Annotated in this window: 23 protein-coding genes; 15 read left to right on the top strand and 8 right to left on the bottom strand. The window is 68.9% G+C overall.

Going from position 1 to position 24,871, the window contains the following annotated elements:
- The first annotated feature begins 495 nt into the window (after window positions 1-495).
- Complete coding sequence (locus CJ022_RS10095) at window positions 496-1,140, top strand: hypothetical protein (protein WP_101926521.1); 645 nt, start codon at window positions 496-498, stop codon at window positions 1,138-1,140.
- 706 nt (window positions 1,141-1,846) lie between these two features.
- The gene (locus CJ022_RS10090) at window positions 1,847-2,608 is read left to right on the top strand and encodes a class I SAM-dependent methyltransferase (RefSeq protein ID WP_101926520.1); all 762 of its coding nucleotides are present in this window, start codon (window positions 1,847-1,849) and stop codon (window positions 2,606-2,608) included.
- Between the two features lie 137 nt (window positions 2,609-2,745).
- Here the strand turns inward: CJ022_RS10090 and CJ022_RS10085 are convergent, their stop codons facing one another.
- Window positions 2,746-4,680 (bottom strand): M61 family metallopeptidase, encoded by a 1,935-nt coding sequence (locus CJ022_RS10085; protein WP_158238394.1) that lies wholly within the window; start codon window positions 4,678-4,680, stop codon window positions 2,746-2,748.
- Between the two features lie 136 nt (window positions 4,681-4,816).
- Between CJ022_RS10085 and CJ022_RS10080 the strand changes: the two genes are divergently transcribed.
- From CJ022_RS10080 to motB, 5 genes are all read left to right on the top strand, one after another.
- Window positions 4,817-5,440 (top strand): helix-turn-helix transcriptional regulator, encoded by a 624-nt coding sequence (locus tag CJ022_RS10080; protein ID WP_101926518.1) that lies wholly within the window; start codon window positions 4,817-4,819, stop codon window positions 5,438-5,440.
- Window positions 5,441-5,692: 252 nt separating this feature from the next.
- Complete coding sequence (locus CJ022_RS10075) at window positions 5,693-6,283, top strand: NADPH-dependent FMN reductase (RefSeq protein WP_101926517.1); 591 nt, start codon at window positions 5,693-5,695, stop codon at window positions 6,281-6,283.
- Window positions 6,284-6,416: 133 nt separating this feature from the next.
- Window positions 6,417-6,860, top strand: coding sequence for a hypothetical protein (locus tag CJ022_RS10070; RefSeq protein ID WP_101926516.1), 444 nt, complete (start codon window positions 6,417-6,419; stop codon window positions 6,858-6,860).
- A 144-nt stretch (window positions 6,861-7,004) separates the two neighbouring features.
- Window positions 7,005-7,820: a flagellar motor stator protein MotA gene (gene motA / locus CJ022_RS10065; RefSeq protein ID WP_101926687.1), complete on the top strand. Its 816-nt coding sequence runs from the start codon at window positions 7,005-7,007 to the stop codon at window positions 7,818-7,820.
- A 10-nt stretch (window positions 7,821-7,830) separates the two neighbouring features.
- On the top strand, window positions 7,831-8,739 hold the full coding sequence (motB, locus tag CJ022_RS10060; protein WP_101926515.1) for a flagellar motor protein MotB: 909 nt from the start codon (window positions 7,831-7,833) through the stop codon (window positions 8,737-8,739).
- Between the two features lie 70 nt (window positions 8,740-8,809).
- On the opposite strand, the gene CJ022_RS10055 is transcribed toward motB, so the two are convergent.
- Entirely contained in the window at window positions 8,810-9,250 is a 441-nt protein-coding gene (locus tag CJ022_RS10055) for an FKBP-type peptidyl-prolyl cis-trans isomerase (RefSeq protein ID WP_101926514.1), read from the bottom strand.
- Between the two features lie 266 nt (window positions 9,251-9,516).
- Window positions 9,517-10,386, bottom strand: a complete 870-nt coding sequence (locus CJ022_RS10050; protein ID WP_101926513.1) for an FHA domain-containing protein — start codon at window positions 10,384-10,386, stop codon at window positions 9,517-9,519.
- 203 nt (window positions 10,387-10,589) lie between these two features.
- On the opposite strand from CJ022_RS10050, the gene CJ022_RS10045 reads away from it, so the two are divergent.
- From CJ022_RS10045 to CJ022_RS10035, 3 genes are read left to right on the top strand one after another with little or no spacing between them, the layout of a single operon-like run.
- A complete protein-coding gene (locus tag CJ022_RS10045; protein ID WP_101926512.1) occupies window positions 10,590-11,033 on the top strand; it encodes a FecR family protein in 444 nt (147 codons plus the stop codon).
- Between the two features lie 2 nt (window positions 11,034-11,035).
- Window positions 11,036-11,650 carry an OmpA family protein gene (locus CJ022_RS10040; RefSeq protein WP_199171492.1) on the top strand — a complete coding sequence of 205 codons (615 nt, stop codon included), beginning with the start codon at window positions 11,036-11,038 and terminating at the stop codon, window positions 11,648-11,650.
- Between the two features lie 43 nt (window positions 11,651-11,693).
- Complete coding sequence (locus CJ022_RS10035; RefSeq protein ID WP_101926511.1) at window positions 11,694-13,802, top strand: CHASE2 domain-containing protein; 2,109 nt, start codon at window positions 11,694-11,696, stop codon at window positions 13,800-13,802.
- Between the two features lie 130 nt (window positions 13,803-13,932).
- Here the strand turns inward: CJ022_RS10035 and CJ022_RS10030 are convergent, their stop codons facing one another.
- On the bottom strand, window positions 13,933-15,477 hold the full coding sequence (locus CJ022_RS10030) for a hypothetical protein (protein ID WP_101926510.1): 1,545 nt from the start codon (window positions 15,475-15,477) through the stop codon (window positions 13,933-13,935).
- A gap of 378 nt (window positions 15,478-15,855) precedes the next feature.
- Between CJ022_RS10030 and CJ022_RS10025 the strand changes: the two genes are divergently transcribed.
- The gene (locus tag CJ022_RS10025; protein ID WP_101926509.1) at window positions 15,856-16,983 is read left to right on the top strand and encodes a Gfo/Idh/MocA family protein; all 1,128 of its coding nucleotides are present in this window, start codon (window positions 15,856-15,858) and stop codon (window positions 16,981-16,983) included.
- A gap of 105 nt (window positions 16,984-17,088) precedes the next feature.
- Here the strand turns inward: CJ022_RS10025 and CJ022_RS10020 are convergent, their stop codons facing one another.
- Entirely contained in the window at window positions 17,089-17,709 is a 621-nt protein-coding gene (locus CJ022_RS10020) for a TetR/AcrR family transcriptional regulator (RefSeq protein ID WP_101926508.1), read from the bottom strand.
- Between the two features lie 109 nt (window positions 17,710-17,818).
- On the opposite strand from CJ022_RS10020, the gene CJ022_RS10015 reads away from it, so the two are divergent.
- The 3 genes from CJ022_RS10015 to CJ022_RS10005 all read left to right on the top strand — a co-directional run bounded on the left by CJ022_RS10015 (window position 17,819) and on the right by CJ022_RS10005 (window position 20,569).
- Window positions 17,819-18,853, top strand: a complete 1,035-nt coding sequence (locus CJ022_RS10015) for an aldo/keto reductase (RefSeq protein ID WP_101926507.1) — start codon at window positions 17,819-17,821, stop codon at window positions 18,851-18,853.
- A 113-nt stretch (window positions 18,854-18,966) separates the two neighbouring features.
- A complete protein-coding gene (locus CJ022_RS10010) occupies window positions 18,967-19,575 on the top strand; it encodes a LysE family translocator (RefSeq protein ID WP_101926506.1) in 609 nt (202 codons plus the stop codon).
- 175 nt (window positions 19,576-19,750) lie between these two features.
- Window positions 19,751-20,569 carry a DUF5694 domain-containing protein gene (locus CJ022_RS10005; RefSeq protein ID WP_101926505.1) on the top strand — a complete coding sequence of 273 codons (819 nt, stop codon included), beginning with the start codon at window positions 19,751-19,753 and terminating at the stop codon, window positions 20,567-20,569.
- Window positions 20,570-20,669: 100 nt separating this feature from the next.
- Here the strand turns inward: CJ022_RS10005 and CJ022_RS17530 are convergent, their stop codons facing one another.
- Window positions 20,670-21,413: a nuclear transport factor 2 family protein gene (locus tag CJ022_RS17530; protein WP_233198689.1), complete on the bottom strand. Its 744-nt coding sequence runs from the start codon at window positions 21,411-21,413 to the stop codon at window positions 20,670-20,672.
- Window positions 21,414-21,629: 216 nt separating this feature from the next.
- Window positions 21,630-22,283, bottom strand: coding sequence for a hydrolase (locus tag CJ022_RS09995; RefSeq protein ID WP_101926504.1), 654 nt, complete (start codon window positions 22,281-22,283; stop codon window positions 21,630-21,632).
- A gap of 201 nt (window positions 22,284-22,484) precedes the next feature.
- On the opposite strand from CJ022_RS09995, the gene CJ022_RS09990 reads away from it, so the two are divergent.
- Window positions 22,485-23,369: a LysR family transcriptional regulator gene (locus CJ022_RS09990; RefSeq protein ID WP_101926503.1), complete on the top strand. Its 885-nt coding sequence runs from the start codon at window positions 22,485-22,487 to the stop codon at window positions 23,367-23,369.
- Window positions 23,370-23,489: 120 nt separating this feature from the next.
- On the opposite strand, the gene CJ022_RS09985 is transcribed toward CJ022_RS09990, so the two are convergent.
- Complete coding sequence (locus CJ022_RS09985; RefSeq protein ID WP_233198688.1) at window positions 23,490-24,461, bottom strand: formate/nitrite transporter family protein; 972 nt, start codon at window positions 24,459-24,461, stop codon at window positions 23,490-23,492.
- Between the last annotated feature and the right edge of the window lie 410 nt (window positions 24,462-24,871).

Here is a 24,871-nt window from a genome sequence, read left to right as displayed (position 1 = left end):
GCGAGACTGTTCGCCGGCGCACAGCAGCGGGTGAGACCACCTCCCGGCCCGAAGTCGACACAGTCCTGCAGGCTCCGAGGCGGTGCACTGTCAGAAATTGCCGCGAACTTGCGGTGGACAGGAGAAGTGATACGTCCCAAAGGCTAAATCCTGCCTAGCAACGTCCGATTGACTCCTAGAGCCGGCCCCAAACGGGACTTGTACGACCGCTCACTAGCCGGCACGCTGGCCAGAACAAGAGTCGAATTTCCTGCGCAGCGCCACACAGTGTTGTCTCCAGTATGCGAGGCTCAGATGCAGCAATTCCGATATACATTTCTACTGGTTCTCACTGCGTTATCGGCATGTCAGCCGGCGCTGGATTCTGGCGCGCAGCAATCCAAAGCGGCGCTGCCGGTCGATGTGCAACGCGCCACAAGCGAGTCGGCTGGTTCCGAACGAGGTAGTCGGGGAGCTCCACCGCATGCCTTGCCCACGAGTTACGCCTCCGCTCGTATGGGCCTGCTGGATGCTGGATGGCTCCCGCTGCGCGACCCGGAGTGCTGGACCAATGTCGGCGGAACGGAGGAGGTGTGCGACGTGCTTCCCGAGACGGAAGCTTGCAGCAGCGACGGGCACTGCATCATGCACTTCGGCCACGCCGGTCAGGCGAAGATCTTGCGGGTGACCACCTATGGCGATTGGTCCGGGTGGAACCTCGCGGGTGCCGACGGGTTGCAGGTTAAGTCATCGCAGGAGGTGCTCTCGACGGCCGCGCAGCCGCTCGCTTGCCCGGCGTCCACATTCGACGAGTTTTTGTCGGTGTTCGCCGCCAACGAGGCCACCCGGGTGGCATTCACCGTTCCTCTGGTGCGTGTGGTCGAGTTGAACTCGAACAACGAGGGCGACTTTCCGCGCGAGGTGCTAGTGCGCAACGGCGCATATACGGGTTTCAACGTTCGCTACGAGGGTGGCGCGTTCCACTACGTGGACGCTGGGGGAAAAGTCGATTCGACGCCTTTGCTGCTCGACGTGAAGCCTGAAGACAACACGTACCTCGTGCGTTATCGCTACGGCATGTCCGAGGGCAATTCGTATGTCTTCGAAGCGTACGAAGGATGCTGGCGGCTGGCTGCCGACCCGGAGCCGCCGGCACCGTAGCCCATTCCAGTTTCGACTTCACGCGGAGTCTCAGGAGCCAGGACATGCCGCAATACACCATCACTGAGAGCGTCGGTAATCGCGTCGAGCGGGTGCGCAGCTTCGAGGATCTCGAGAGGCACTACCCCAGTTCGGGACGCGAGCCCGGGCGCGACTACGGGCGATCGCTACGCACGGCAGGTCGAAAATTTCATCGACGCAGGGGCATGGATCGCATTGAAGCGCGAGGCCCTTGATTTTCTCGACAGCCGAACCGTCCGTCCGATGGGGGGCTAAACTGCGTCGCGCGTGCAAGCGCGTATACGAGATCTGACGCCTTGGCAGGGTCTGATAGATCGCGAGCAAGCTAGTGCGTTGGAGGCCGGACTGGCGGTTGCCGTGGCATCAGACGCCGTGGACCAGACTCGCGCCAACGCTTACGGCCAGTACCTGCTCGTCGTAACGTAGGCGGATTCGAACAGGCGGGCCGCCACTATCAATTCACCAGACCGTCGTGCGGAACGGCTACTGGGGCGATCCGGTGTTCGAGGTGGCGAATCTGGGTCGGTACGCACGCACGGGGTCCAGCGATGCCTGCGCCTCGTGTGGGCGTGCTGGCTCACGTTCTCGCGCACGCCTTCACCTTGCCACGGCGCTTCACCGGACACCACGCGCCCTGGCGCTAGGCTCCATCACGCCGCACTGTCGCGGACGACCGGAGCCCCCCATGCGCCAGATCCCATCGTTCGCGGTCTTCGGCCTGCTGCTGGGTGTCGGCACGGCCTGTTCCCAACCGCCGTCCGCGCCGTTGGCGGTCGCCCCGGCCACGGCGCAGACGGATGTGGACGCCGCGATCTACGCGTCCGTGCGGCGGAGCGCGGACGGCATCGGCAAGACCTATCAGGGGCGCGAGATCTCGACGGTGATGGGCTGGCAGGGCGCGGCGTGGCTGGAGCGGGAAGAACGCGAGCGCGAGGAACGCGGCAGCGTCCTGCTGCAGGAACTGGCCTTGACGCCGGGCTTGGACGTCGCCGATGTGGGGGCGGGAACGGGCTACCACGCACGCCGCATTGCACCGCTGGTTGCGCCCGGCGGCATGGTCTACGCGGTCGACGTGCAACCGCAGATGGTGGCGATGCTCACGCAGGCGGCAGCGCAGCCGGGACTCGACAACCTGATGCCGGTGCAGGCGAGCGCGACCGACCCGGGACTCGCGCCCGATTCGGTGGACCTCGCGCTGATGGTCGACGTCTACCACGAACTGGAATACCCGCACGAAGTGCTCGGCGCGCTGGTGCGTGCGTTGCGACCCGGCGGGCGCCTGGTCTTCGTCGAGTACCGCGCCGAGGACGACGACGTGCCGATCAAGCCGCTGCACAAGATGAGCGAGGCGCAGATCCGCAAGGAAGCCGCGCTGCATCCACTGGAGTGGGAGCGTACCGCCGACAGCTTGCCGTGGCAGCACGTGGTGGTGTTCCGCAAGCGCTGAGCGCGCCAGGTCCCGCGTTGCGTGGCCTGATCGATGCGCACCACCAACGCCTGTCGTCTCCAGGCAATCGGAAGATCCGGGTTTTCCCGACGTGCGCCACCCTGGATCAGACAAGGGTGGCGGGGCGCGTCATGCCGTCAATCCAGGGGCTGCCGCGTCGGTCCGGGGCGCGTCCGCACGGTGCTGTCGAGAAGCAGGGAGAGCCGGTCGGGCACATGATGCAAGCGTTCGAGATGGGGATAGCGAAGGCCGCCGCGATAGTCCACGACGCCCGTGGACCTCACGCCGTCCACTTCGTAGTCCAGCGACAGCGTGGTCGCGTCCGCAGCCTCGATTGCCGCGTGGAGCCGGTCCAGCGAGAACGCGTCGCCATCGACCGTCAGCAGCGTCGCGCCTGGCACGAGGCCGGCATGGAACGCGGGGCCTTCCCAGGCAACGGATCGCACGCGTCCTGCCTGCGTGACCGTCATTCCGACCGAGTGCGTGAGATCGCTCGCGCCCAGTTCGGCCTCGTGCTGCCGGAAGGTCTCGCTGGGGTTCGGACTGAACGCAAGAGACCAGCCCGCGCGCGCCAGGCCGTCCTGCACGACGGGCGCGTCTGCATCCAGCCTGTCGTCGAGGTAGGCCGCCCAGTCCATCGGGACCAGTCGGGTGAGTGCCGCGCAGAGGTCTTCGAAACTGTACGTCTCGACCGTCCCATGCGCACCGACATCGAAGAAATCGCGCGCAAAGTCGTCCAGTCCGACCCGGCCTGCCGAGCGCTCGCGCAGCGTCATGTCGACATCCAGCCAGAGCAGGACGCCTTCGGTGTAGTAGTCCTTCCGGCGTTGCCAGTCGGGCCAGACCGTGGACCGCCCCGACATGTAGAGGGGGTCGTGGACGGTGTCGCGGAGCGGCTTCCATGCGCGCCCGGATCTGGCCGCGACGTCTGCGGCATCGAGCGCGAGCTTGTCGAGCGTTTCGGCCCGTGTTCGCATCCCGCTGCGGGCGGCGAGGACGCGGCCCCAGAACTCGGTCTGGCCCTCGTAGACCCACAGCAGGCTGTTCCGGACCGGCACATTGAGCGTCGGGGCCCAGAGATCCTCGGGCTGCCGCGCGCGGCCATTCCAGGCATGCACGTACTCGTGCGCGATCAGGTCCAGATTGTTCAGCTGCCCGGACCAGATCTCGGCCGAGCCTGCGTGCTCCACCCCTCCCACCGGAAAGGCGTCGCTCAAGACGACGATTGCGTGGAACGCGCGATCCGGCGCGGGGCCGAACAGGGCGGATGTCTCGGCGACCATCCGGCGCAGCGCGGCAATGTGTTCCGGCTCGACGGTGAGCCCGTCGGGCGCGTCGGGAATCAGGTCGAGCCAGACGGGGGACTGACCGTGCACGCCGATCGGAATGCGTCGTCGATAACGCGATGCGAAGACGGGCGTGTCGGACAGCGTTTCCAGGGATGTCGGGCTGAAACTCGCGACGTTTCCCTGCACAGCATCCAGCGCCAATGCCGTGGTCAGCATCAGTCCCTCCGGGAAACGCGCCCTCGCACGCACGGGAATGTTGCGGGCGAACCAGCCGGCCGGGTAGAGCAGCGCCTTGTGCCACTGAAGCACGACCATGTCCGGGCGCATGGCCGTATCGGCGGGACGCGTGACGTACTGGAATTCGATCTCGAGGGCGGTCGCGCCGTCCGGCACGTCGATATGGAAGGCATGCGGGTCGAGCGCGTCACGACGCCACGCCAGCCGGGTGGCGCCGGCCCGGATCACGAGTCCCGCCAGGTTGGCGGCCGACACCGTCCTGGCGTGGCTGGCCGGCTCCCACTCCGGATACAGCAAGGTGACTGCCCCGGTGCTCTGGACCGGAATCACCTGGCGCACGCGGAAGAGGCGATGCGGGACATCCGTCGCATCCACCTCGAGCAGGATCTCGCCAGCGAAGGGCCGATCCTGCGGCGTCGCGACCGCATTGACGTACGGCATCGGCTGCGGCGGTTTCACCATGGCATGCGCTGGGCCGAGCATCAGCAGCAGCCAGACGAGGGCGTGCCACGGCGTCGTGCTGCGCGTCCTTTTTTTTGACGTCATGAAGCAGGGCCCTGTCGCGCTATGCCGGAGTCGAGGCGACATGCTAGCCACGCTTGGACGATGTGTCTACTAGAGACAGATTGTAAATTCGCCGGTGAATCCTTACGCTGTCCGCACACATCAGGAATGACAGCGAATGCCGAAGCGTCACGGTGGCGAACTCGATCTGGCGGCGTACGAATCCGTCGCGGATGCGATCGCGGCGCTGTTCCGCCCGCACGTGGAAGTGGTCATCCACGACCTGTCCACGTTGAAGATCGCGCACATCGCCAATCCGCTGTCCGGAAGGCGAGCGGGTGACAGTTCCGCCGACGACCGGTTTCCCGAGACGACACTGGAGCAGGCGGTGATCGGGCCCTACCGCATGACCAGCCGCGCCGGCCGCAATCTCCGCTCCGTCACCGCGGTTCTGCGCGACCGCCAGGGCAGCCCCCGCGGGATGATGTGCATCAACTTCGACGTGTCGCTGCTGGAGAACGTGCAGGCGAGCCTGGCCTCGCTGGCGTTTCTGCCAGGATTCGCGGAGCCGCGCACCTTCTTCCATGACACGTGGCGGCAGACGCTGGAGCAGATCGTCCAGACCTACGAGGCCGAGGTCGGAGTTCCCGTGACCTCCCTGGATGCCGCCGGCAGGACGATCCTCGTCCAGCGGATCGACGAGGCGAGGATTCTGGATGTCCGGAATGCGGCGCCGGCAGTCGCGGCCCGGCTCGGCATCTCGCGCGCGTCGCTCTACAAGTATCTGAAGAACGCACGGTGAGCCGAACGCTGAAAAAGCGGCCCGAGGGGGCGGCGCTGTCCGGTGCCGGCGGGAGCTGATCTGCGTCGCACACAGCGGACAGCTGGCCCGCGACGCGCGGGATCCCGGGCACTTCGGACTGGCGATGCGTGCGAGCACAGGGCCGCGCCTGCAGGCGGTCGGCCGTGTGGCCGCGCGGCGCGACGCAGCCCCCGGCCCACGATGCGATGATCCAACGGCCGGCAGTCCTTTTGCCATTTTCGAGGCTCCCCCATGTCCGAACGCATCCTGGTTTTCTACGGCTCCTACCGGTCCGACCGCATGGGCATCCGCCTGGCCGACTACTGCGTGCGCACGCTGCAGGCGCGCGGCATCGACGCCGAACTGGTCGATGCCAAGGCGGTCGATCTGCCGATGCTGGACCGCATGTACAAGGAATATCCGCAAGGACAGGCGCCCGCCGCGATGGAGGTGCTTGCAGGCAAGATCCGCGATGCCGATGGCTTCGTGTTCGTCACCGGCGAATACAACTGGGGCGTGCAGCCGGGTCTGAAGAACCTCACCGATCATTTCCTGGAGGAGTGGTTCTGGCGTCCTGCCGGCGTGGTCAGCTATTCGGCCGGGCGCCTGGCCGGTGCGCGCGCCAGCGTCGCCTGGCACGGCACGCTGTCGGAAATGGGCATGGTGGTGATCTCCAGCTCGGTCAACGTCGGGCCGATCGGCAAGACGCTCGATGCGCAGGGCCAGCCCATCGACGAGGCCGGCAGATCGCTCGAGAAGAGTTTCGCCCGCTTCGCCGACGATCTGACCTGGTGGACCGAGGCCGCGCGCGTGCAGAAGGCGCGCCGGGCGCCACCCTACTGAGTCGGGGTCGGGACGTGATTCACCTGTCCGGTGCGATCCAGCAGGAGTCGGTGCGGCATCGGCATGCCCGGCGCTGCGTCGGGCAACGTCACGGCACGGGCCGTGCGTCCCCGCGCCAATGAGGAATCGCGACATGTCCGACCGGACGCGCCGTCCTGCCGTGCCACGCCCCTGGCGCGGGCGGCTGCCTGCCGCGACGGTCGCGGGGGTCGCCACCGTGGCCCAGGCCGTCTGGGCCTCGCCGGTTGCGCGGTCCGCGGCGGAGTGGGGCGCCACGCCACTGGTCTATCTGTCGCTGCTCTGCCTGGTCGCGCTGGTGTCGACGCGCGCCCTGCTGGCGTTGCTCCCGCGCCGCCTGGGTCCGGCGGCGCAGGCCTACGCGATCGTCCTGTGGATGCTCGGGTACTGGCTGCTGCTGGCCTATGTCGATTTCTCGGTGCGTGTGGCGGCCTGGAGCACATACGACACCTCGTCGATCCTGCTGCATGTGCTCCGGGCGTCCGCGCTGCCGATCGCGGTCTGCGCGGGCGCGCTTCTGCTGGTGCTGCCGCGCGTGCTGGAGCGAGGCGGGCGCTAGCCGCCGCGCCGTCGTGCACCCACGACCGGGGCGACGGATCGCACCCCGCGCGGGCGTTCCAGGCCTGCGCCGGCACCGGCGCTCAAGCCCGGCGAAGTGGCGCCGATACCGGTCGGACTGTTCCGCCGGATGGATCCACCGCTCATGTACCTGATCATTGGTGCCGTCGTCGTCATCGCCAGCATGATCGGCGGCTTCATGATGGTGGGCGGCAAGCTGCTGACGCTGTGGCATCCCAACGAGATCATCGTGATCTGCGGCTGTGCGCTGGGCGCGTACGTGATCGCCACGCCGCCCAAGGTGATGAAGAGCGCGCTGCAGACCATGGTCGCGCTGTTCAAGGGGCCGGAGATGCTGATGAAGATGCGGCGCGACGGCACGATGGCGATCGAGGACCACATCGAGAATCCCGGCAACAGCACGATCTTCCAGAAGTATCCGAAGATCGCCGCCGACAATCATCTGCTGACCTTCATCACCGACTGCATGCGGTTGATCGTGGGCGGCAGCATGAGCCCGCACGAGCTGGAATCGCTGCTCGAATACGAGCTCGAAACGCATCACCAGGAAGCGCTGGAACCCGCGCATTCGGTGCAGAAGGTGGCCGATGCGCTGCCGGGCTTCGGCATCGTCGCTGCCGTGCTCGGCATCATCCTCACGATGTCCATCGTCGGCAGTGCGCCCGCGGCGGAGATCGGCGCGAAGGTCGCGTCGGCGCTGGTCGGCACCTTCCTCGGCATCTTCCTGGCGTACGGCTTCGTCGGGCCGATGGCGACGGCGATGGAGAACCGCGCGCACGAGGAGGGCAAGGCCTTCGAGGTGGTGAAGATGGCGCTGGTGGCCTCGCTGCGCGGCTATCCGCCGTCGGTGGCGATCGAGTTCGCGCGCAAGCTGCTGTTCTCCGACGTGCGCCCGAGCTTCCAGGACCTGGAAGCCGACCTCAAGACCGCCAAGGGCTGACGGGCGCGCCATGAGCGAGGCCCTGCAACCGATCATCATCGTCCGCAAGAAGAAGCGCGGCGGTAGCGCCCACCACGGCGGCGCGTGGAAGGTGGCGTACGCCGACTTCGTCACTGCGATGATGGCGTTCTTCATGGTGATGTGGCTGGTGGCGACGATGCCGCAGGAACAACTGGGCGGCATCTCCGAATACTTCCAGAACCCGAGCGCGGTCGCGGGACGGTCCGCGGTGATGGCGCCAGGCGCCCAGGGGCCCGGCGGCGCGGGCGATGCCCCGATCAAGATGTTCGACCATCTGCGGAATCCACCGGGCGCGGGCCCCGATGTCGACGCGGCCGCCGACAGCAGCGCCACCGAGCGCGCGCAGGATGCGCAGGACCGGGAGCAGCTCGAAGCGCTGCAGCGCGCGCTGGAGAAAGCGGTGGCGAGCAGTCAGGCGCTCGCTCCGTTCAAGGACCAGCTGCTGATCGACATCACGCCGGAGGGGTTGCGGATCCAGATCGTGGATACCCACAACCGGCCGATGTTCGACCTGGGCTCGCCGAATCTGAAGACCTACACCACCAGCATCCTCGTCGAGCTGGCGACCTACCTCAACCAGGTCGAGAACCGCGTGGCGATCTCCGGGCACACCGACAACACGCCGTTCACCGGCGCCGGCGGCCTCAGCAACTGGGAACTGTCCACGCAGCGTGCCAACGCGGCGCGTCGCGCCCTGGTGGCGGGCGGGCTCGAGGACGCCAAGCTGTCACGCATCGTGGGGCTGGCGTCGTCGGTGCCCTTCGACAAGACCGACGAAGCGAATCCCATCAACCGCCGCATCAGCATCGTGGTCCTGAGCAGCGCCGCCGAGCGCGTCGCGGCGCGCAGCGACGACGCGGTGGCGACGGTCGCCGAGGCCGCGACCGACAAGACCTGAAACCGGCGCGATGCCGGTGGCGCCTCGCACGCGCGCGACTCGCCGATCCGCTCGCGGCGGATGCCGCGGCTCAGTTGAGGACGTCGAGCAACTCGACCTCGAACACCAGCGACGCGCCGGGCGGGATCGCATTGCCGGCACCATCGGCGCCGTAGCCGAGGAAGGCCGGGATGTACAGCTCGCGCCTGCCGCCGGGGCGCATGCCGGCCACGCCCTCGTCCCAGCCGCGGATGACGCGGCCGGCGCCGAGTTCGAACTCGAAGGGCTGGCCGCGATCGACCGAACTGTCGAACTTCGCGCCGCGCTTGCCGGGAGCGTTCTGGTCGTAGAGCCAACCGGTGTAGTGCACGCTGACCGTGTCGCCGGCGACCGCGGGAGCGCCTTCGCCCGTGGTCACGTCGATGCGCTGCAGGTCCTCCACGTCACCGCCGGTATAGGGCGGCGGTCCACCGCAGGCGGCGAGCAGCAGCAACGACAGCAGGGCGACAAGGCGGCGCGGGCGATCGGTCATGGGAAAGGCGCGTTGGACGGAGCCGACAGGATAGCCGTGTCGGTATCGCCGGGCGGGCGGGGACAGGCAGCGCGCGAACGGCGTCGGGCGTATCGGTGGCCGGTGCGCGGGACTGGCGAGGTCGAGGCGCCGCGCTGCCCCGCGGCCTCGACCGTCGCGCGGACGTCGGGTGATGTCCACGCGCACCGTGGCGCGCGCAACACGGCCGCGTTCGTCGTCTTCCGTCTTCCGTCCGGCGGCGTTCGTCGCGATGCCTTCGCCGCCGATCATCCCGGGACCAGCACCAGAGCGGCGATGACCAACGCTGCGGCGGCGGTCAGCAGAATCGGCACCCAACGTCTGACCGCGGCCCGCGGCGGCGAGACCGCCTCGGGCTCCGCGGCGCGGAGCGTCTGCTGCGACACGTCCAGGCCCGGTGCGATCAGCAGGAAGCCCGCGGCATCGACGCGGAGCTCGTCGCCCGGGCTCAGGAATCCCTGCTGCACGCGCTTGCCGTTGATGTAGGTGCCGTTGGACGAGTCCAGATCGTCGACCGACAGGCCGTCGCCGACCGGCTTGACCACGGCATGGCGGCGGGAGATCTCGTCGGCGGGCACGGTGATGTCGCACTCCGGCGCACGGCCGATGACCACCGGACCGGCCACCGGAAAGACCTTGCCCGACACCGCGCCGGACACGCCGCGCAGAACGAACCGCGGCATTGCCATGCGCACGCGGGTGGCGCCGATGTCGTCGTCGCTGCCGTCGGCCACGCGCGGCGCCGATGCGCTCGGTGCGGACTCGACCGGGGCGAACGTCGCCACGATGTCGCCGAAGTCGATCTGGTCGCCGCTGCGCAGCGCCATGAGGTCGGACACGGGCTTGCCGTTGAGCGACACCGGTCCGCCGCTTTGGGGCACCTGCACGTTGGCACCGGCGCCGGTGACATGGATCTCGCAGTGGAGCGGGCGGATGCCGGGGCCGGTGAGGACCACGGCGCTCCCCGGCGTCGAGCCGATCCGGTTGACGCCTGCGCTCAGCAGGACCTGGCCATGCTCGCCATTGGGAAACACCAGCTTCATCTTCGCCCCCTGCGAAATCGGTGAGGGCTGAGCGCCGACATCCGCGCGTATTCTAGCCAGCGCCGGCGGGCGCATTCGCGTCCGCGGCACCGTTTTTTTCGCGTTTCCCCAAGTGCTCCACGCTGTGCACGATCCGGCGGAACGCGGGCTGCAGCTTTCCCCGCCGCGGCCGCTAACGTACCGGTGGTGCCGATGGCGCCCGACCGCGTGTCCTCATGCGGCCCTGACGCGGAAGCTGCTATGCGGCGTCAGGGATTCACACAAACGGGGGAAGTCCGATGTCCAAGGTTCTGGGTCTGCCGGTCGCCGTCTGGCTGGCCTGCGTTGCGTGGCCGCTGGCCGCGTCCGACCTGCACGTGGCGCTGGTGAAGGGCGTGGCGGGCAGTGTCAGCATCGTCCAGGCCAACGCCACGCGCACGGCGGAAGCGGGCACGCAGCTGCGTGTCTCCGACCGCATCGTCACCGCGCCGGGCGCGACGGCGTCGATCGTGTTCCGCGACGGCACGATGCTCACCGTCGGCGGCGGCGCGGATGTGCACGTGCGCGACTACGTCTTCGAGCCGAAGGCGGGCCGCTACGCGTTCTCGCTCTACATGGGCCAGGGCTCGGCGATCTACGAGTCCGGCAAGATCGGTCGGCTGGCGCCGGAGTCGGTCAAGGTGGAAACGCCGCAGGCCACGGTCGGCGTACGCGGGACCCGCTTCCTGATCGAAGCGGGCTGATCGTGGCGACGGTCCGAGGGTGCGCGGGATGGCGTGCGGTCGCGCTGCTGTCGCTGGCCGCGCTGCTGTCGGCCTGTTCCGCCGCGCCGACCCGGGTGACGCTGCTGCCCGACCAGGACGGGCGCGTCGGCGCGGTGCTGGTCGGCAATGCGTACGGGCAGCAACGGCTCGACCAGGCCTATGGCCGCGTCGAGGCCGACGCGACGACCGCGCCCACGCTGGCGAGGTCGGACACGCGCGAGGCCTTCGAGACGCGCCACCGGGCGCTGCTGGATGCGCAACCCGAGCCGCCGCTGAGCTTCGTGCTGAATTTCCTGTTCGACAGCATGGAGCTCACGCCCGAATCCAGGCAGAAGCTGCCCGAGGTGCTGGCGGCGGTGCGCGGCCGCTTGCCGACCGAGGTGACGGTCTTCGGATATGCAGATTCCGCCGGCGCGCCCGCTTACAACCTGTCGTTGTCGGCCGAACGCGCGCGGGCCGTCGCGGCAATGTTGCGGAAGATCGATCCGGCGTTGCCCGTGCAGATGGACTGGTTCGGCGACAAGTCGCCGCTGGTGCCGACGGCGCCGGGCGTGCCCGAGCCGCGCAACCGGCGCGCGGAAATCCTGATCCTGTGACGGCGGCGGTCATGCGGCCCCGGCGCCACGTCACGCACGCCAGATGTCCGGGTTAGGCCTGCCCGCGCCGCCGCCCGGCGCGGCGGTCGTTCCTCGCCGGCGTCAGGGCGTGCTGTTGCTGGTGGCCGGCGTGCTGATCGCGCTGGTCATCGGTCTCGGTGGCATGCTGCGGGTCGCGCCGATCGCGCGTCTCGACAACGCCGTGCTCGACGGGCTGATGCGGGCCACCGCCGATGGCGTGCCGGCGTCCGACACCGTCGTCGTCGACATCGACGACGTGAGCCTGTCGGCGGTCGGCCAGTGGCCCTGGCCGCGCTACCGGCTCGCGGCGCTGGTCGAACGCATCGCGGCCGAGCGGCCCGCCGCCATCGCGCTGGACATTCTCCTGCCCGAGGCGGATCGCGCGTCGCTGGCGGATATCCGGAAGACCTTCCAGCGCGATTTCGGCATCGACGTGGCGATCACCGGCGTACCGGACGGCCTGCTGGACAACGACGGCTACCTGGGCCACGCGATGGCGCAGGCCGATGTGGTCGGGGCGCGCTATTTCTATTTCGACCACGCCACCGGCGAGACCGCGCCGGCGCGTCCCGGCGTGGGGTTCGACGGCGCGCTGGACGCGCTGGACCTCGACCGCGCGCACGGCGTGCTCGACAACGTCGGGTCGATCGCATCGCAGACCCGGGTCAGCGGGTTCGTGAACATGGGCGTCGACGATGACGGCGTGCTGCGGCGCCTGCCGCTGCTCGTCGAATATCGCGGCGTGCTGCAGCCGAGCCTCGCGCTGGCGACGACGATGCGGGCGCTGGACGTGTCGTCCGGGCGCGTGGTCGCCGGTCGCGATGGCGCATCACTCGTGATCGGACCGCACGTGGTGCCGGTCGATCGCCGGGGACACGCGCTGCTGCGTTTCGACGGCCCGCCGGCGCGCTATCCCAGCGTCGCGGCGGTGGACGTGCTGGCCGGGCGGCATGTGGCGCAGGACCTGCGCGGCAAGGTGGTCGTCATCGGCTCGTCGGCGGTGGGGCTCAGCGACCGGCACCGGACGGCGATGAGTCCGGTGTTCTCCGGCGCGAAGGTGCAATCGGCGCTGGTGCAGAACATCCTCGACGGCCGCACGCTGCGCACGCCGGAGTGGGGCGGCCTCGCGGCGCTGGTGCTCGGCGTGCTGGTCGCGGCGATGCAGGGCGGTCTGCTGGTGGCGCGGCGCAGTCTGTGGACGGTGGGCGCGACCACACTGGCTGTCGTGCTGGCATTGGGCGCGCTGGCGTTCGCGGGCATTGCGTATCAGGGTCTGGTGCTGCCGGTCGCGGCCCCCGCGCTGGTCGCAGTGACCGTGCTGCTGGCGGCCTTCGCAACCCGGTACGTGCTGCAGCAGCGCCATGCGCGACGCTGGCGCAAGCAGCTCGAAAACGCGCGGCAGGTCACGATCGAATCGATGTCGGCGGTCGCCGAAACGCGCGATCCCGAGACCGGCGCACACATCAAGCGCACCCAGCACTACGTGCGCGCCATCGCCCGGCGCCTGCGCGATACCGGCCAGTACGCCGACATCCTGACCGACGAGCACATCGACCTGCTGTTCCTGTCGGCGCCGCTGCACGACATCGGCAAGGTCGGCGTGCCCGACCACATCCTGCTCAAGCCGGGCCCGCTCACCCAGGAGGAATGGGTGGTCATGCGCCGGCATGCGGAGTTCGGCCGGACGATCATCCTCAGCACCTCCCGGCACATCGAGGGCGACAACTTCCTGTCCGTCGCCGCCGAGATCGCCGCGACCCATCACGAGAAGTGGGACGGGTCGGGCTATCCGGCCGGCCTGCAGGGCCAGGCGATTCCGCTGTCGGGCCGGATCATGGCCGTCGCCGACATCTACGATGCGCTGGTCAACCGCCGCTGCTACAAGCCCCCGTTTCCGCACGCGCAGGCGATGGCGATGATGCGCCAGCTGCGCGGGACGACGTTCGACCCCGTGGTGCTCGATGCCTTCTTCGCGATCGAAGACGAGATCATCCGCATCGCCGGCGCCTTCCGCGACGAGGAAGTTGCTGCCGCGGCGGGCAGGCCGGACGACGGGGCAGGTGACGTCGCGGATCATCCGGTGCCGACGGGCATCGCGCCGGACGCGCATGTCGAGCACCAGCGCGGGTAACCCTTCGAAACAGGCGCTGCAACGCTGTGCAGGTGCTGATCGCCACACCGCCTCCAGGTTCTGAGCGGCCTTCAAGAACCGCCACGATGCGGAGCGCCCGCGCAGGCTTGGCGCGTTACGCCACGCGCCTTCATCCGTCCTGATGCGTTTCCAGATAACCCGCCACGTCGTTATGGGAGATGGCGAGCAACATGTCGTAAAGCGTGTCCTCGACACGGCGCGACATCGCGCCCGCCACCACCGGGTTGTCTCCGTACTCGGCCTGGATGCCTTCATCGACCATCGTGGCAAGCTCCTGCAATCCGGCCTCGATCTCCTCGGGCGAGCCGGACATCACCTGGGTGAGATAATCCTGCAGTCCCGACTCGATCTGGGAGTCGCTCAAGCCTTCCACCGTGCCGTAAAGATCGAACAGAAAGTCGCCGAATCGACCCGCGGGAACAAGACTGCCGACGGTGACCACCGTATCGAGGATGCGCAGGATCCCGTCGACACGTGCCTCGTTCGATTCGAGATTCCCCAGGAACGGCAGCGCCTGGGCGATCAGCAGGGAGGGCGAGAGGATTTCGAGACGTCCGAGGGCGGCCTGCGCATCGACGGACTCGGGATCGGCACCGACGACGTCGGCCTGCGTCTGGGTGTAGGCGTCGAGTTTCGCCGCGACCGCCTCGCCGAACAGGTTGTCCGGATTGAATGCGGTCACGCCGAGCAGGAAGCCCAATCGTCGGCTGTCGTCTGCTGCGTACTGGCCGGCATTCTCGTACCCGTCGGTGAGGTCATTGAAGATCGCGTCCGAGTGGCTGATCAGCAAGCGCGACAGCGCTTCGGTGCGCGGGTCCGAGATCCGCTGGGAGAAGACATCGTTCTCGGCGAAATACGCAGGGTTGTCGCCGGCCCAATTGGCCATTTCGACGGCGAGGCCGGTACCGCCACTGCCGGATTCGGCCACCGCGATGATGAGGCCGCCCAGCGCATCCGGTGAGCCTGCGGCATAGCCGACGGCATCCTTGTCGGCCAGCAGTTCCCGGATGTGTTGGCGTTCGACGGCGGTTCGATCGGGCGACGAATACGCCGAATAGAGGGCCTGTCTGCTCAGCGCATCCCCACCCAGTCCGGCGATCACGTTGTTCGCCCAGCCGGTCACAGTGGAATCGGTCCCGTGCGATGCGCTGTAGCGATCGGCGCCCGCCAGTATGTCCATTGCCATGCCAGCCATTGCATCCTCGAAATCCTGCATGGCCTGACTGTTGGATGCGCCGAAGAGCATCTGCGCGCCGCGTTCTTCGGCGGGGCCGAACGAGGCCAGTCCCATGCCGAACACGCCGAACAGTTCGTCCCCGCTGAGCGAGCCTTCCGCGTGCTTGGCGGCGATCGCATCGCCCAGGAGCGTCAGGCCGCTGGCGGGATACCCGCTGCCCTCCAGCTCCGAAATCGCGCCGGTATTGACGATGCTGGTCCAGTCTTCCGGCTCGCGCCGCTGGAGTTCGTCGAGGATTGCCTGCGCGTCTTCGGGCGAGCAGCAGTTGGCCAGCTCATCGAGAAGAACACGCGTCGCCTCGCCTCGGCCATAGGAGTCGATGACGTTGTCGACCGCCTGATTGACATCGACGGAGCCGCAGGTCTGGGACGTCGACGAGGGACCGCCGGCATCTGGGATGAGCTGGATGCTGTGCATGGCGTTGTTCCGAGCGTGTGCAGATGGAGACATGCTTGCAGCAGTCCGGGTGGCGCAACAGATGGGGTGATCCCTAGTGGGACCGTCGAGGTCGGCGCCGCGCTGCCGCGTTTGCACCAGGTAGGCAGCCGAAACGTCGACGTCGAGGCAGCGTTTCGTTTCGCCTGGGTTTTCAGGGGGCGTCGGGGGCGCAGGCGCAATGCATTGCACAGCTGCGGCTGGAAACTGCAAGGCAGGACGGCGCGCCGCCTCGCGCGTCCGGGCTGGTCTGGGCCCCTGGGACGTTGGAATCGCAACCGGCCTGACGACACGACGCGCGCCTCGGCCACCCACGGACTCGCTGCTAGGATCGGCGCTTCCCACATCGACGGAGGCGACATGGACCCGAACCGCTGGTCGAATGGCATTTCCCGCCGCCGCGTGCTGCAGTCCCTGGCGCTCGCCGGCGCGGCGGCGGTGCTGCCGCGAAGTTTCGCGGCCACGCCGCCCGCGCGTCGCCTCGGCGTCGCCCTCGTCGGTCTGGGCGGCTACAGCCGTGATCTGCTCGCACCCGCGCTGCAGCTGACCCGGCACTGCCGCCTCGCCGGTCTGGTCACCGGTTCGCCGCAGAAGGTGCCGGCGTGGCAGGAGACGTACGGCATCCCCGACGCCAACGTCTACAGCTACGACGACTTCCACCGTATCGCCGACAACCCCGACATCGACGTCGTCTACGTCGTCACGCCGAACCATCTGCACAAGCCGCTGACGCTGATCGCGGCCGATGCCGGCAAGCACGTCTGGTGCGAGAAGCCGATGGCGATGGACGCAGGCGAAGGCGAGGCGATGATCCAGGCCTGCCGTGACAACCGGGTGCAGCTCGCCATTGGCTACCGCATGCAGCACGAGCCGAACACGCGGCGCTTCATGGCGATGGCGCAGGCGCGTCCGTTCGGACGCATCGTGCAGGTGCGCGCCGATGCGGGCTGGTTCGGCTGGCGGCAGGGCGCCGACGAGGCGTGGCGGCTCGATCCTGCGCGCGGAGGCGGTGCGATGTACGACATGGGCGTCTACAGCGTGAACGCCGCGCGTTACAGCACCGGGCTCGAACCGGTCGCCGTGCGCGCCTGGGACGAGACCGCGCGTCGCGAGATCTTCCGTGGCGTCGACGAGACCACGCGCTTCACGCTCGAGTTTCCGGACGACATCGTCGCCGAATGCGTCACCAGTTTCGGCCGCAACCTCAATACCCTGCAGGTCGACTGCGAACGCGGTTGGTACCGGCTGTCGCCCTTCCAGTCCTACGACGGCAATGTCGGCCGCGCCAGCGACGGCACGCGGTTTCCGGCGCAGCTCGGCGAACGCCCGCGCATGCAGGCCGAGCAGATGGACCAGGATGCGCTCGCCATTCTCGAAGGCCGGCCGCCGCGCGCACCGGGCGAGGAAGGCCTGCGCGACATGCGCGTGCTCGATGCGGTGTTCGCCTCGGTGCGCAACGGGAACGAGCGGGTGCGCATCGCGGGGTAGCGACCGACGCTGCGGATCGCACCACCGGTCGCGAGCGGTGTCGCGCCCGACGGGAATCGTGGCGCCGGATTGCACGTTTCGGCGTCGACGCCGCCGCGCTGCAAGTCAGCCCGCGTGCGCCCGTCCCGTCGCGCCGACCCGCAGGCCATCGAACAGCAGCGCCACCATCCGGCGTGCCTCCGCGACATCGCCGTTGCTGGCCGGCGACGCGAGGCGCAGGGTGGCCAGCACCAGTTCGCGCGCGTCCATGCCGGCGCGGATCTCGCCGGCGGCGGCGGCGGCATCCAGCAGGCCCTGCAGCGCGGGCGCGAGCTGGCCGAGCACGTAGTGCGGCAGCGACTGGTAGGCCGGGTCGCCCGAGTGCAGGGCCGGACCCAGTCCGCGCTTGGTCGCGGCGAGATCGACGAGACGCTGCACCCAGGCGGCGAGCGCGTCGCCGGGCGCTTGCGCCTTGTCGGCACGCGTCGCTGCGGCCACGCAGCTGTCGACCTCGCGGTTGATCAGCGCGCGGATCAGATCGGAGCGCTGCGGAAAGTGTCGATAGAGCGTGCCGACGCCGACGCCGGCTTCGGCCGCGATCATCCGCATCGGCGCGTCCACGCCTTGGTTCGCGAACACGGTCAACGCCGCCTGGAAGAGCGCGTCCACGTTGCGACGTGCGTCGGCCCGCAGCGGTCGCTGCAGGGCGTCCGCGGGGTCGGGCGGATTGCCGCGTTGTTTCACCATGCCACCTTCCAAGTTGATAAGCGGAACGTTGTTCCGTATAAATGGACGAACGTTCCGGTTGTGCAGTGTGCACGGTCCGGGGCGCCTTCGCCCATTTCAGGAGCTCCGCATGAAATATCGACCGCTCGGTGGCACCGGCCTCCAGGTCAGCCCGTATTGCCTGGGCACGATGATGTTCGGCCGGCTGGCCAATGCCGATCAGGACGACTGCGTGCGCATCGTGCACAAGGCCCTCGATGCCGGCATCAACTTCGTCGACACGGCCGACGCCTACAGCCAGGGCGACTCGGAAGTGATCGTCGGCAAGGCGCTGCAGGGCAGGCGCGACGGCGTCGTGCTCGCGACCAAGGCGGCGCTGCCGATGGGGGAGGACCCGAACATGCGCGGCCATTCGCGGCGCTGGATCACGCGCGCTGTGGAGGATTCGCTGCGACGACTGCAGACCGACCGGATCGACGTCTACCAGATCCATCGTCTGGCGCCGGACACCGACGTGGAGGAGGCGCTGTCCGTGCTGACCGACCTGATGCGGGCGGGCAAGATCCTCGCGTTCGGCGCCTCGACCGTGCCCGCGTCGGACATCGTCGCGGCGCAATGGACCGCCGAGCGTCGCGGGCTGGCGCGCTTCCGCACCGAGCAGCCGCCGTATTCGATCCTCAACCGCTCGATCGAACGCGAGGTGCTGCCGGCCTGCCAGCGCTACGGCATGGGCGTGATGACCTGGAGCCCGCTGGCGAAAGGCATGCTGACGGGCAGGTACCGCAAGGGCGCGCCGACCCCGGAGTCGCTGCGTGCGACGTTCTTTCCGAAGGCGATGTCGGACGCGGCCAGCCTGGACGCGGTGGAGGCCCTGATCCCGTTGGCGGACAGCGCCGGCCTGACGCTGACGCAGCTGGCGCTCGGTTTCGTGCTGGCGCATCCCGCGGTGACGGCCGCGATCATCGGTCCGCGCACCATGGCGCAGCTCGACGACCTGCTCGCCGGCACCGGGACCGTGCTGGACGACGCGGTGCTCGACCGTATCGACACGATCGTGCCGCCGGGTGTCGACGTCGCCCCGCTGGAAGGCGCGGCGCACACGCCGCCATGGATCAGCCGGGCAGCGCTGCGCCGGCGTCCCGTCACGGAACGCATGGCGGCCTGAGTCGCGCACGCGGGCGAGGGACGCGAGGTCGTCCTCCCGTCTACCCGGAGTCGCAAACCCGGAACCGGTAGTCTCGACCCGGATGCATCCGCCATGCGTCCGGGGGACGCGCGATGGACGGATGGAGCTTTGCGCTTGCCGTGTTGCTGGTCGAGCTCACGCCCGGGCCGAACATGGCGTGGCTGGTCTCGCTGACGCTGGCCGAAGGCCGGCGCGCCGGGCTGGCGGCAACGGCCGGCGTGGCGATCGGTCTCGCCCTCAATGCGGCGCTGTCGGGTCTGGGTCTCAGCACGCTGCTGGTGACGGTGCCCGGCGTCGGCACCTGGATCGGCGTGGCTGCGGGGATGATGATGCTGTGGCTCGCGTGGCGCGGCTGGCACGATGCGGGCGACGCAAGGTCGTCCACCGGCGCCGGCCGTACGCTGTACCAGGTGCTGGTCGCGGGCCTCGTCATCAACCTGCTCAACGCCAAGGCGGCGGTCTTCTTCCTCACCGTCGTGCCCCGGTTCCTGTCCGGGCCGGAGGCGCCGCTGCGCGAGATCCTGATGCTCGGCACGATCAGCGTGGGCGTGGCGACGCTGGTGCACCTCACGCTGGTGTTCGGCGCCGGGCGTCTGCGGCGGGTAGTGACCCGACCGGACCGCGTGCGGCCGGTGCGTCGCGTGCTGGCGCTGGGCATGGCGGCCGTGGGCGGCTGGTTCTTCTATTCGGCGTTGTGGTGAGCGCCGGGGATCCCATGGCCGTCGCGGGCCCGGCGTCGGAACCGAAGCGGTGCACCGGCGTCCGGACGCCGGCCTGTCACTTCCGGCACGTGCGGCCGTCCCGCCCGCCTCTTAGCGTGGCAGCCGATGCCGTCGCGCGTGCCGCGCGGCGCACGTGTCTCAAGGGGAGACTCCCATGGCCCGAAGACTGCCGGTCGCCGCCTTCCTGCTGGGCCTGAGCGCCTTCGCCGCGCACGTGGACGCCAGCGAACCTGCGCCGGATCCGGCCAAGGTGATGCTCCTGGGCGTTTTCTACTTCGCGAATCCCGGCCGGGACGTGGTCAAGTCGGAGGTCATCGACGTCACGACCGACCAGAACCAGGCGTATCTGGCGGGACTCGCGACGCGACTCGCCGCGTTCCGTCCGACGGATGTCCTGGTGGAATGCGAACCGTCGGCGCAGGCCCGCCAGGACGCGGCCTTCGCCGCCTACCGCGTCGATGCCGCGTCGTTGACGGTCAACGAGACGCAACAGATCGGATTCCGCGTGGCAAAGGCGGCCGGCCTCGCGCGCGTGACCTGCTTCGACGAGGGCGACGTGCACTGGAACAGCGGTCCGATGTTCGACTACATCGCCGCGTACGCACCCGGGCGCAAGGTGGCGATGGACGCGATGTTCGCAGCGCTGTCGGCGCGCGGGTCGCGAGAACAGTCGACGCTGCCGCTGCCCGAGCTGCTGCGGCTGGCCAACGATCCGGAGCGCGACCGCGAGAACAAGGATCTCTATCTCGTCACCAATGCCGTCGGTGCAGGCGACGGTTTCGCCGGCGCCGATGCCGCGGCCAGCTGGTGGCATCGCAATTTCCGCATGTACGCCAACGTGCAGCGGGCCGCGATGCCGGGTCGCCGCGTGCTGGTCGTCGCCGGGGCGGGGCATACGGCGATCCTCAAGGATCTTCTCGCCATCGACGGACACCGCGAGGCGGAGGACGTCGCCGGCTATCTGCTGCCGTGACGTGCACGCGCGGGATGCCCGGCCTGATCCGGCGTTGCGTCGACGCGCACCGGAACGACCGCGCACGAGCATGTCGCGTACGGCCGGCATCGGTCGTCGCTCACCGGCTCGGCATGCGGTTGCGCTCAAGCAGCGCGCGTTCGTCGGGATCGAACATCGACAGGCCGCCGCGCGTCGCATCGGACGCCACCTCTGCCTGCAGCACGTCCCAGTGCTCGGCCAGTCGGCCGCCTTCGATGCGGAACAGATCGACCACCACCTGCGGGGTCTCCGCCCAGCCGCGGATACGGCCATGGATGGCCACGAGATCGCCCTCGGCGATGACCAGGCCGGGTTCGTAGTACACGGCGTCCGGCAACGCCGCGACGAGAGCCCGCAGGGCATCCCGTCCCTGGGGAATGTCGGGGTTGTGCTGGCGATAGTCGGGTGCGTAGAAACGCTCGACTGCGGACGCATCGCGACGCTGGAACAGCGCCGTCATCGCCTCGAGCACGAGCGCCTTGTTGCGTGTGGGACGGTCGTCGTCGGCGCGGTCCGGCGCCCGCGTGACCTCGAAGGTGCCGGTCATCCGCAGGAAGCGGCCATCGGGCAGGGTCGCGAACGAGTGGATTACCCCGCGGTCGAAGTCCTGGAGATTGACGACGGTCGCGCCGTCGCGCTCCTGCCAGCTCACGACGAGGAGGCCGTTGCCGAGTGGCTCGACACGGATGTCGACGGTTTCGGTGCGTGCGTAGGGACCCTCCTGGATCTGGAACCGCAGCGTCGATGCCGACTGCAGCGTGAGGCTGACCCGGAACTCCGGATAGGTGACGTCCAGTTCCATGCCGATCGGAAATGCGCGCATCGACAACTGCCTCCTTCGCGAGTGGTGCAGGGCATCGCCTTTGGTGTGTCGACCGCAGGCGATGCGTGTTGTGGGCGTGACCGCGCGCGGGGCGCGCTGCTCGTTCCCGGAGACGGCCGCCGGCCTCCGGGCCGTCGGCGTGAAACGGGATGCCGGAACCCGACCGGCGCAGCGCGTACCCGCGGGGCGCGATCGACTGCCGGCATCCCCGATGGATCAGCCCGCCGCGTCCGGCACGGGTGTGTTGAGCAGTTGCTGTTCCCACAGATAGGCGACGCCGCTGCCGGCGCAATGCTGCTTGAGCACGTCGGTCAGCTCCGCGACGTGTTCGGGGCGGGCCCAGTCGCGCTGCCATTCGGCGGCGACGGCCAGCCAGGTCATCATGTTGGCGCCGGCCGCGATCATGCGCTGGATGGCGACCTCGTGCGCCTCCACCGACGTGCCACCGGACGCATCGGTCACCACGGTCACGTCCCAGCCTTCGCCGAGCGCCTGGATGACCGGCATCGCCACGCAGACCTCGGTCCACAGGCCGGCGATGATCAGCTGCTTGCGGCCCGTCGCCTTCACCGCGTCGACCACCTTCCTGTCTTCCCAGGTGTTGATGAAGGTCCGGTCGATCACCTCCTGGCCGGGGAACACGTCGGTGACATGCGGAAAGAGCGCGCCACCGCGTTCGGCCACGACGCTGGTGAGGATGGTCGGCACGCCGAAGGCCTTGGCGGATTTCGCCAGCGCCGTCGTGTTGTTGACCACCATGTGCGGGTCGTGGCTGTTGAGGTTGGCGAGCTGGTAGGGCTGGTGGTCGATCAGGACCAGCACCGAATCTTCGGGGCGGAGCAGGGAATCGAGGCCGTTACGGAAGGGCATGGCGACATCCTTGGTGGAGTGCTGCGGTGAGTGGGCGTTCCGCGCGGCGTGGCTCGCATCGAGCGCCGCGCCGGAGGGGAAACCTTGTCAGCCGCACGCGGTGGCCGGTAGCGCCGTCCGCTGCCCAGCTGTGTCGCAGAATGCGCAACGCCGCGCTGGAAACGGCGGTGCCAGACTGTGTCGGGTTATCGGGAGGGAACGATGGACATCGAGGATCTGCGGACATTCGTCGAGGTCGCCGATGCCGGCGGCGTGTCGCCCGCCGCTCGCCGGCTCGGCCTGTCGAAGTCGATCGTCAGCCGGCGCCTAGCCCGCCTCGAGGCCGCGCTGGGGATCCAGTTGCTCGCGCGCACCACACGCGGCGCGGCGCTGACCGAGGCCGGCCGCCTGTTCCGCGACTACGCGGCCCGGGCCTGCCAGGAGATCGACCAGGCCCGGGACACGATCCTGCCGGGCGACGACCTGCGCGGCCGGCTGCGGATCGCCGCGCCGCTGTCGTTCGGTCCGACCCATTTCGCGCCCGTGTTCGCGCAGATGGCGGTGCGCTACCCGCATCTGCACGTCCATACCTGCTACAGCGATCGTTTCGCCGATCTGGTCGCCGACGGTTTCGACTGCGCGGTGCGGGTGGGGTATCTCGAGGATTCCAACCTGATCGCGCGGCGCGTCGGCCCGCTGTACGGAAAGCTGGTGGCGAGCCCGGCCTACGTGCGCACGCATGGCGCTCCCGAAACGCCGGACGAACTCACCGCGCACGAGGCGCTGATGCAGGGCACCGAAGCCTGGCGCTTCCTGGACGGCGACCGAACCGTCACCGTGCATCCGCGTGGCCGCTTCAAGGCCGACAACGCCACCGCGCTCGTGGCTGCGGCCGTCGCCGGACTCGGCATCGCGTGGCTGCCCGACGGCATGACCGCCGACGACCTCGCAGCCGGCCGGCTGGTGGAGGTGATGCCGCTGTATCCGCCGCCGCCGGCGGGCATCTACGTCGTGCGACCGCCGAGCCCGCACCCCGCGCGGAAGGTGCGGGCGCTCACGGAACTGCTGATCGCCTGCTTCGACGGGGCGTCGCCTTCGCCGGAATGAGTGCGCAGTCGTGCGCACCTCGAAGCCCAGCGACGCATGCCGCGTCGATTCGAAGCTGCTGCGGCCGATCCCGCTGGACGCTGGCGGACGAGGCGTCGACCGGGTCGATTCGCGCGGCGCTCAGCGCTTCGCGTCCGGCGCTGCCGGTCTGCTGGCGTCGCTGCGCACCTGGGCGTGGCTGATGAGGGCGAAGATCAGGCTGCCGCCGACCACGTTGCCGGCCAGCGTCGGCAGGCCGAATCCCAGCACGGCATCGGCGAACCTAATCTCGCCGACGAACACGAGATACATCGCTTCGGTCGAGCCGACGATGATGTGGGTGAAGCCGCAGATCGCGATCAGGTAGGTGCAGATGACGATGATCGCCAGCCGCGACTGGTCGGTCGCGGCCATCATCCAGACCATCATCGCGATGATCCAGCCGGCGAGGATGCCCTTGCTGAACATCTCGAACGGCGTGTTGTGCATCAGCTCGCGGGCGATGTTCCGGAAGGACTCGTGCGTGGCGGGATCGAACTGGTGCAGGGTCAGCAATCCGACGGCGAACAGCGTCGCACCGGCGAGATTGCCGGCCAGCACGACACCCCACAGCCGCAGCAGGCGTCCGAATTGCCGCCAGCTGGGTGACGTCATGACCGGCAGCACGCCGGTCAGCGTGTTCTCGGTGAACAGCTGCTGGCGCGCGATGATCACCGCGAGGAAGCCGAAGGTGTAACCGAAGCCGTCGAGCAGCGGGCCTGCGGGCACGCCCTGCAGATGCCGGTGCAGCACCGCGCGCGCCAGGAACGAGAAGCCCATCGTCAGGCCCGCCGCCAGCGACGACCACACCAGCGCCGCCATGCCGCGCCGGAGTTCTTCCTGCCCGTTGCGCCGGATGATCTCGTGCAGCAGCGCGGCGCGCGGCGGGCTTTTCTCCTCGACCGCCACGTGCTCGTCACCCGACAGCGAGAAGCCGCTGTCGGAGGTGTCTTTGAGATTCTCCTGGACGTCGGCGTCTTCCGGATCGGCCGGTGGCATGGCGGCCGTTGTGCGCGCCTCGTTCTGCGTGTCGCGGGTCATCGTGCGGGTCTCGCAGCGTCGGGGTGGCGCCATGCGCGCAGCTTGCGCGCCGCACGTCACGCTCGCGGTGAAGCCGGGACGCGCAGGGCCGCGTGCGATCCGCGCGCGACCGTGGAGGACGCGGCGCGTGCACTGCCGGAAACACCGCATTCGCCCGGGTCTGGTTTGCTGCACTGCACGGTGACAAACCCGTGGGACCGCTATACATCTGCACCCGTGGAGTGTTAGCGCTATCACAGGGGCGGCGGTACACAGGGGCGATCGGCGGGTGCGAAGTGCGGTGCGTGGCGTCCATCGGGCGCCTCGCACCGGACCAGGATCCGTCGAACGGTACGGCCGACGGCAGTGCGCAGGGTCCGGACGAAGGCGCATCGACGCATCGTTCCCGAACGCGGGAACGACGATCCAGTGAGGTTCAAGAACACTCGAGGGACGGCGTCCCG

The sequence above is a fragment of the Luteimonas rhizosphaerae genome, from assembly GCF_002849595.1.
GTDB lineage: Bacteria > Pseudomonadota > Gammaproteobacteria > Xanthomonadales > Xanthomonadaceae > Luteimonas > Luteimonas cellulosilyticus.
The sequence above is the reverse complement of the archived record's forward strand: the minus strand, read 5'-3'. Positions and strand labels throughout refer to the sequence as shown.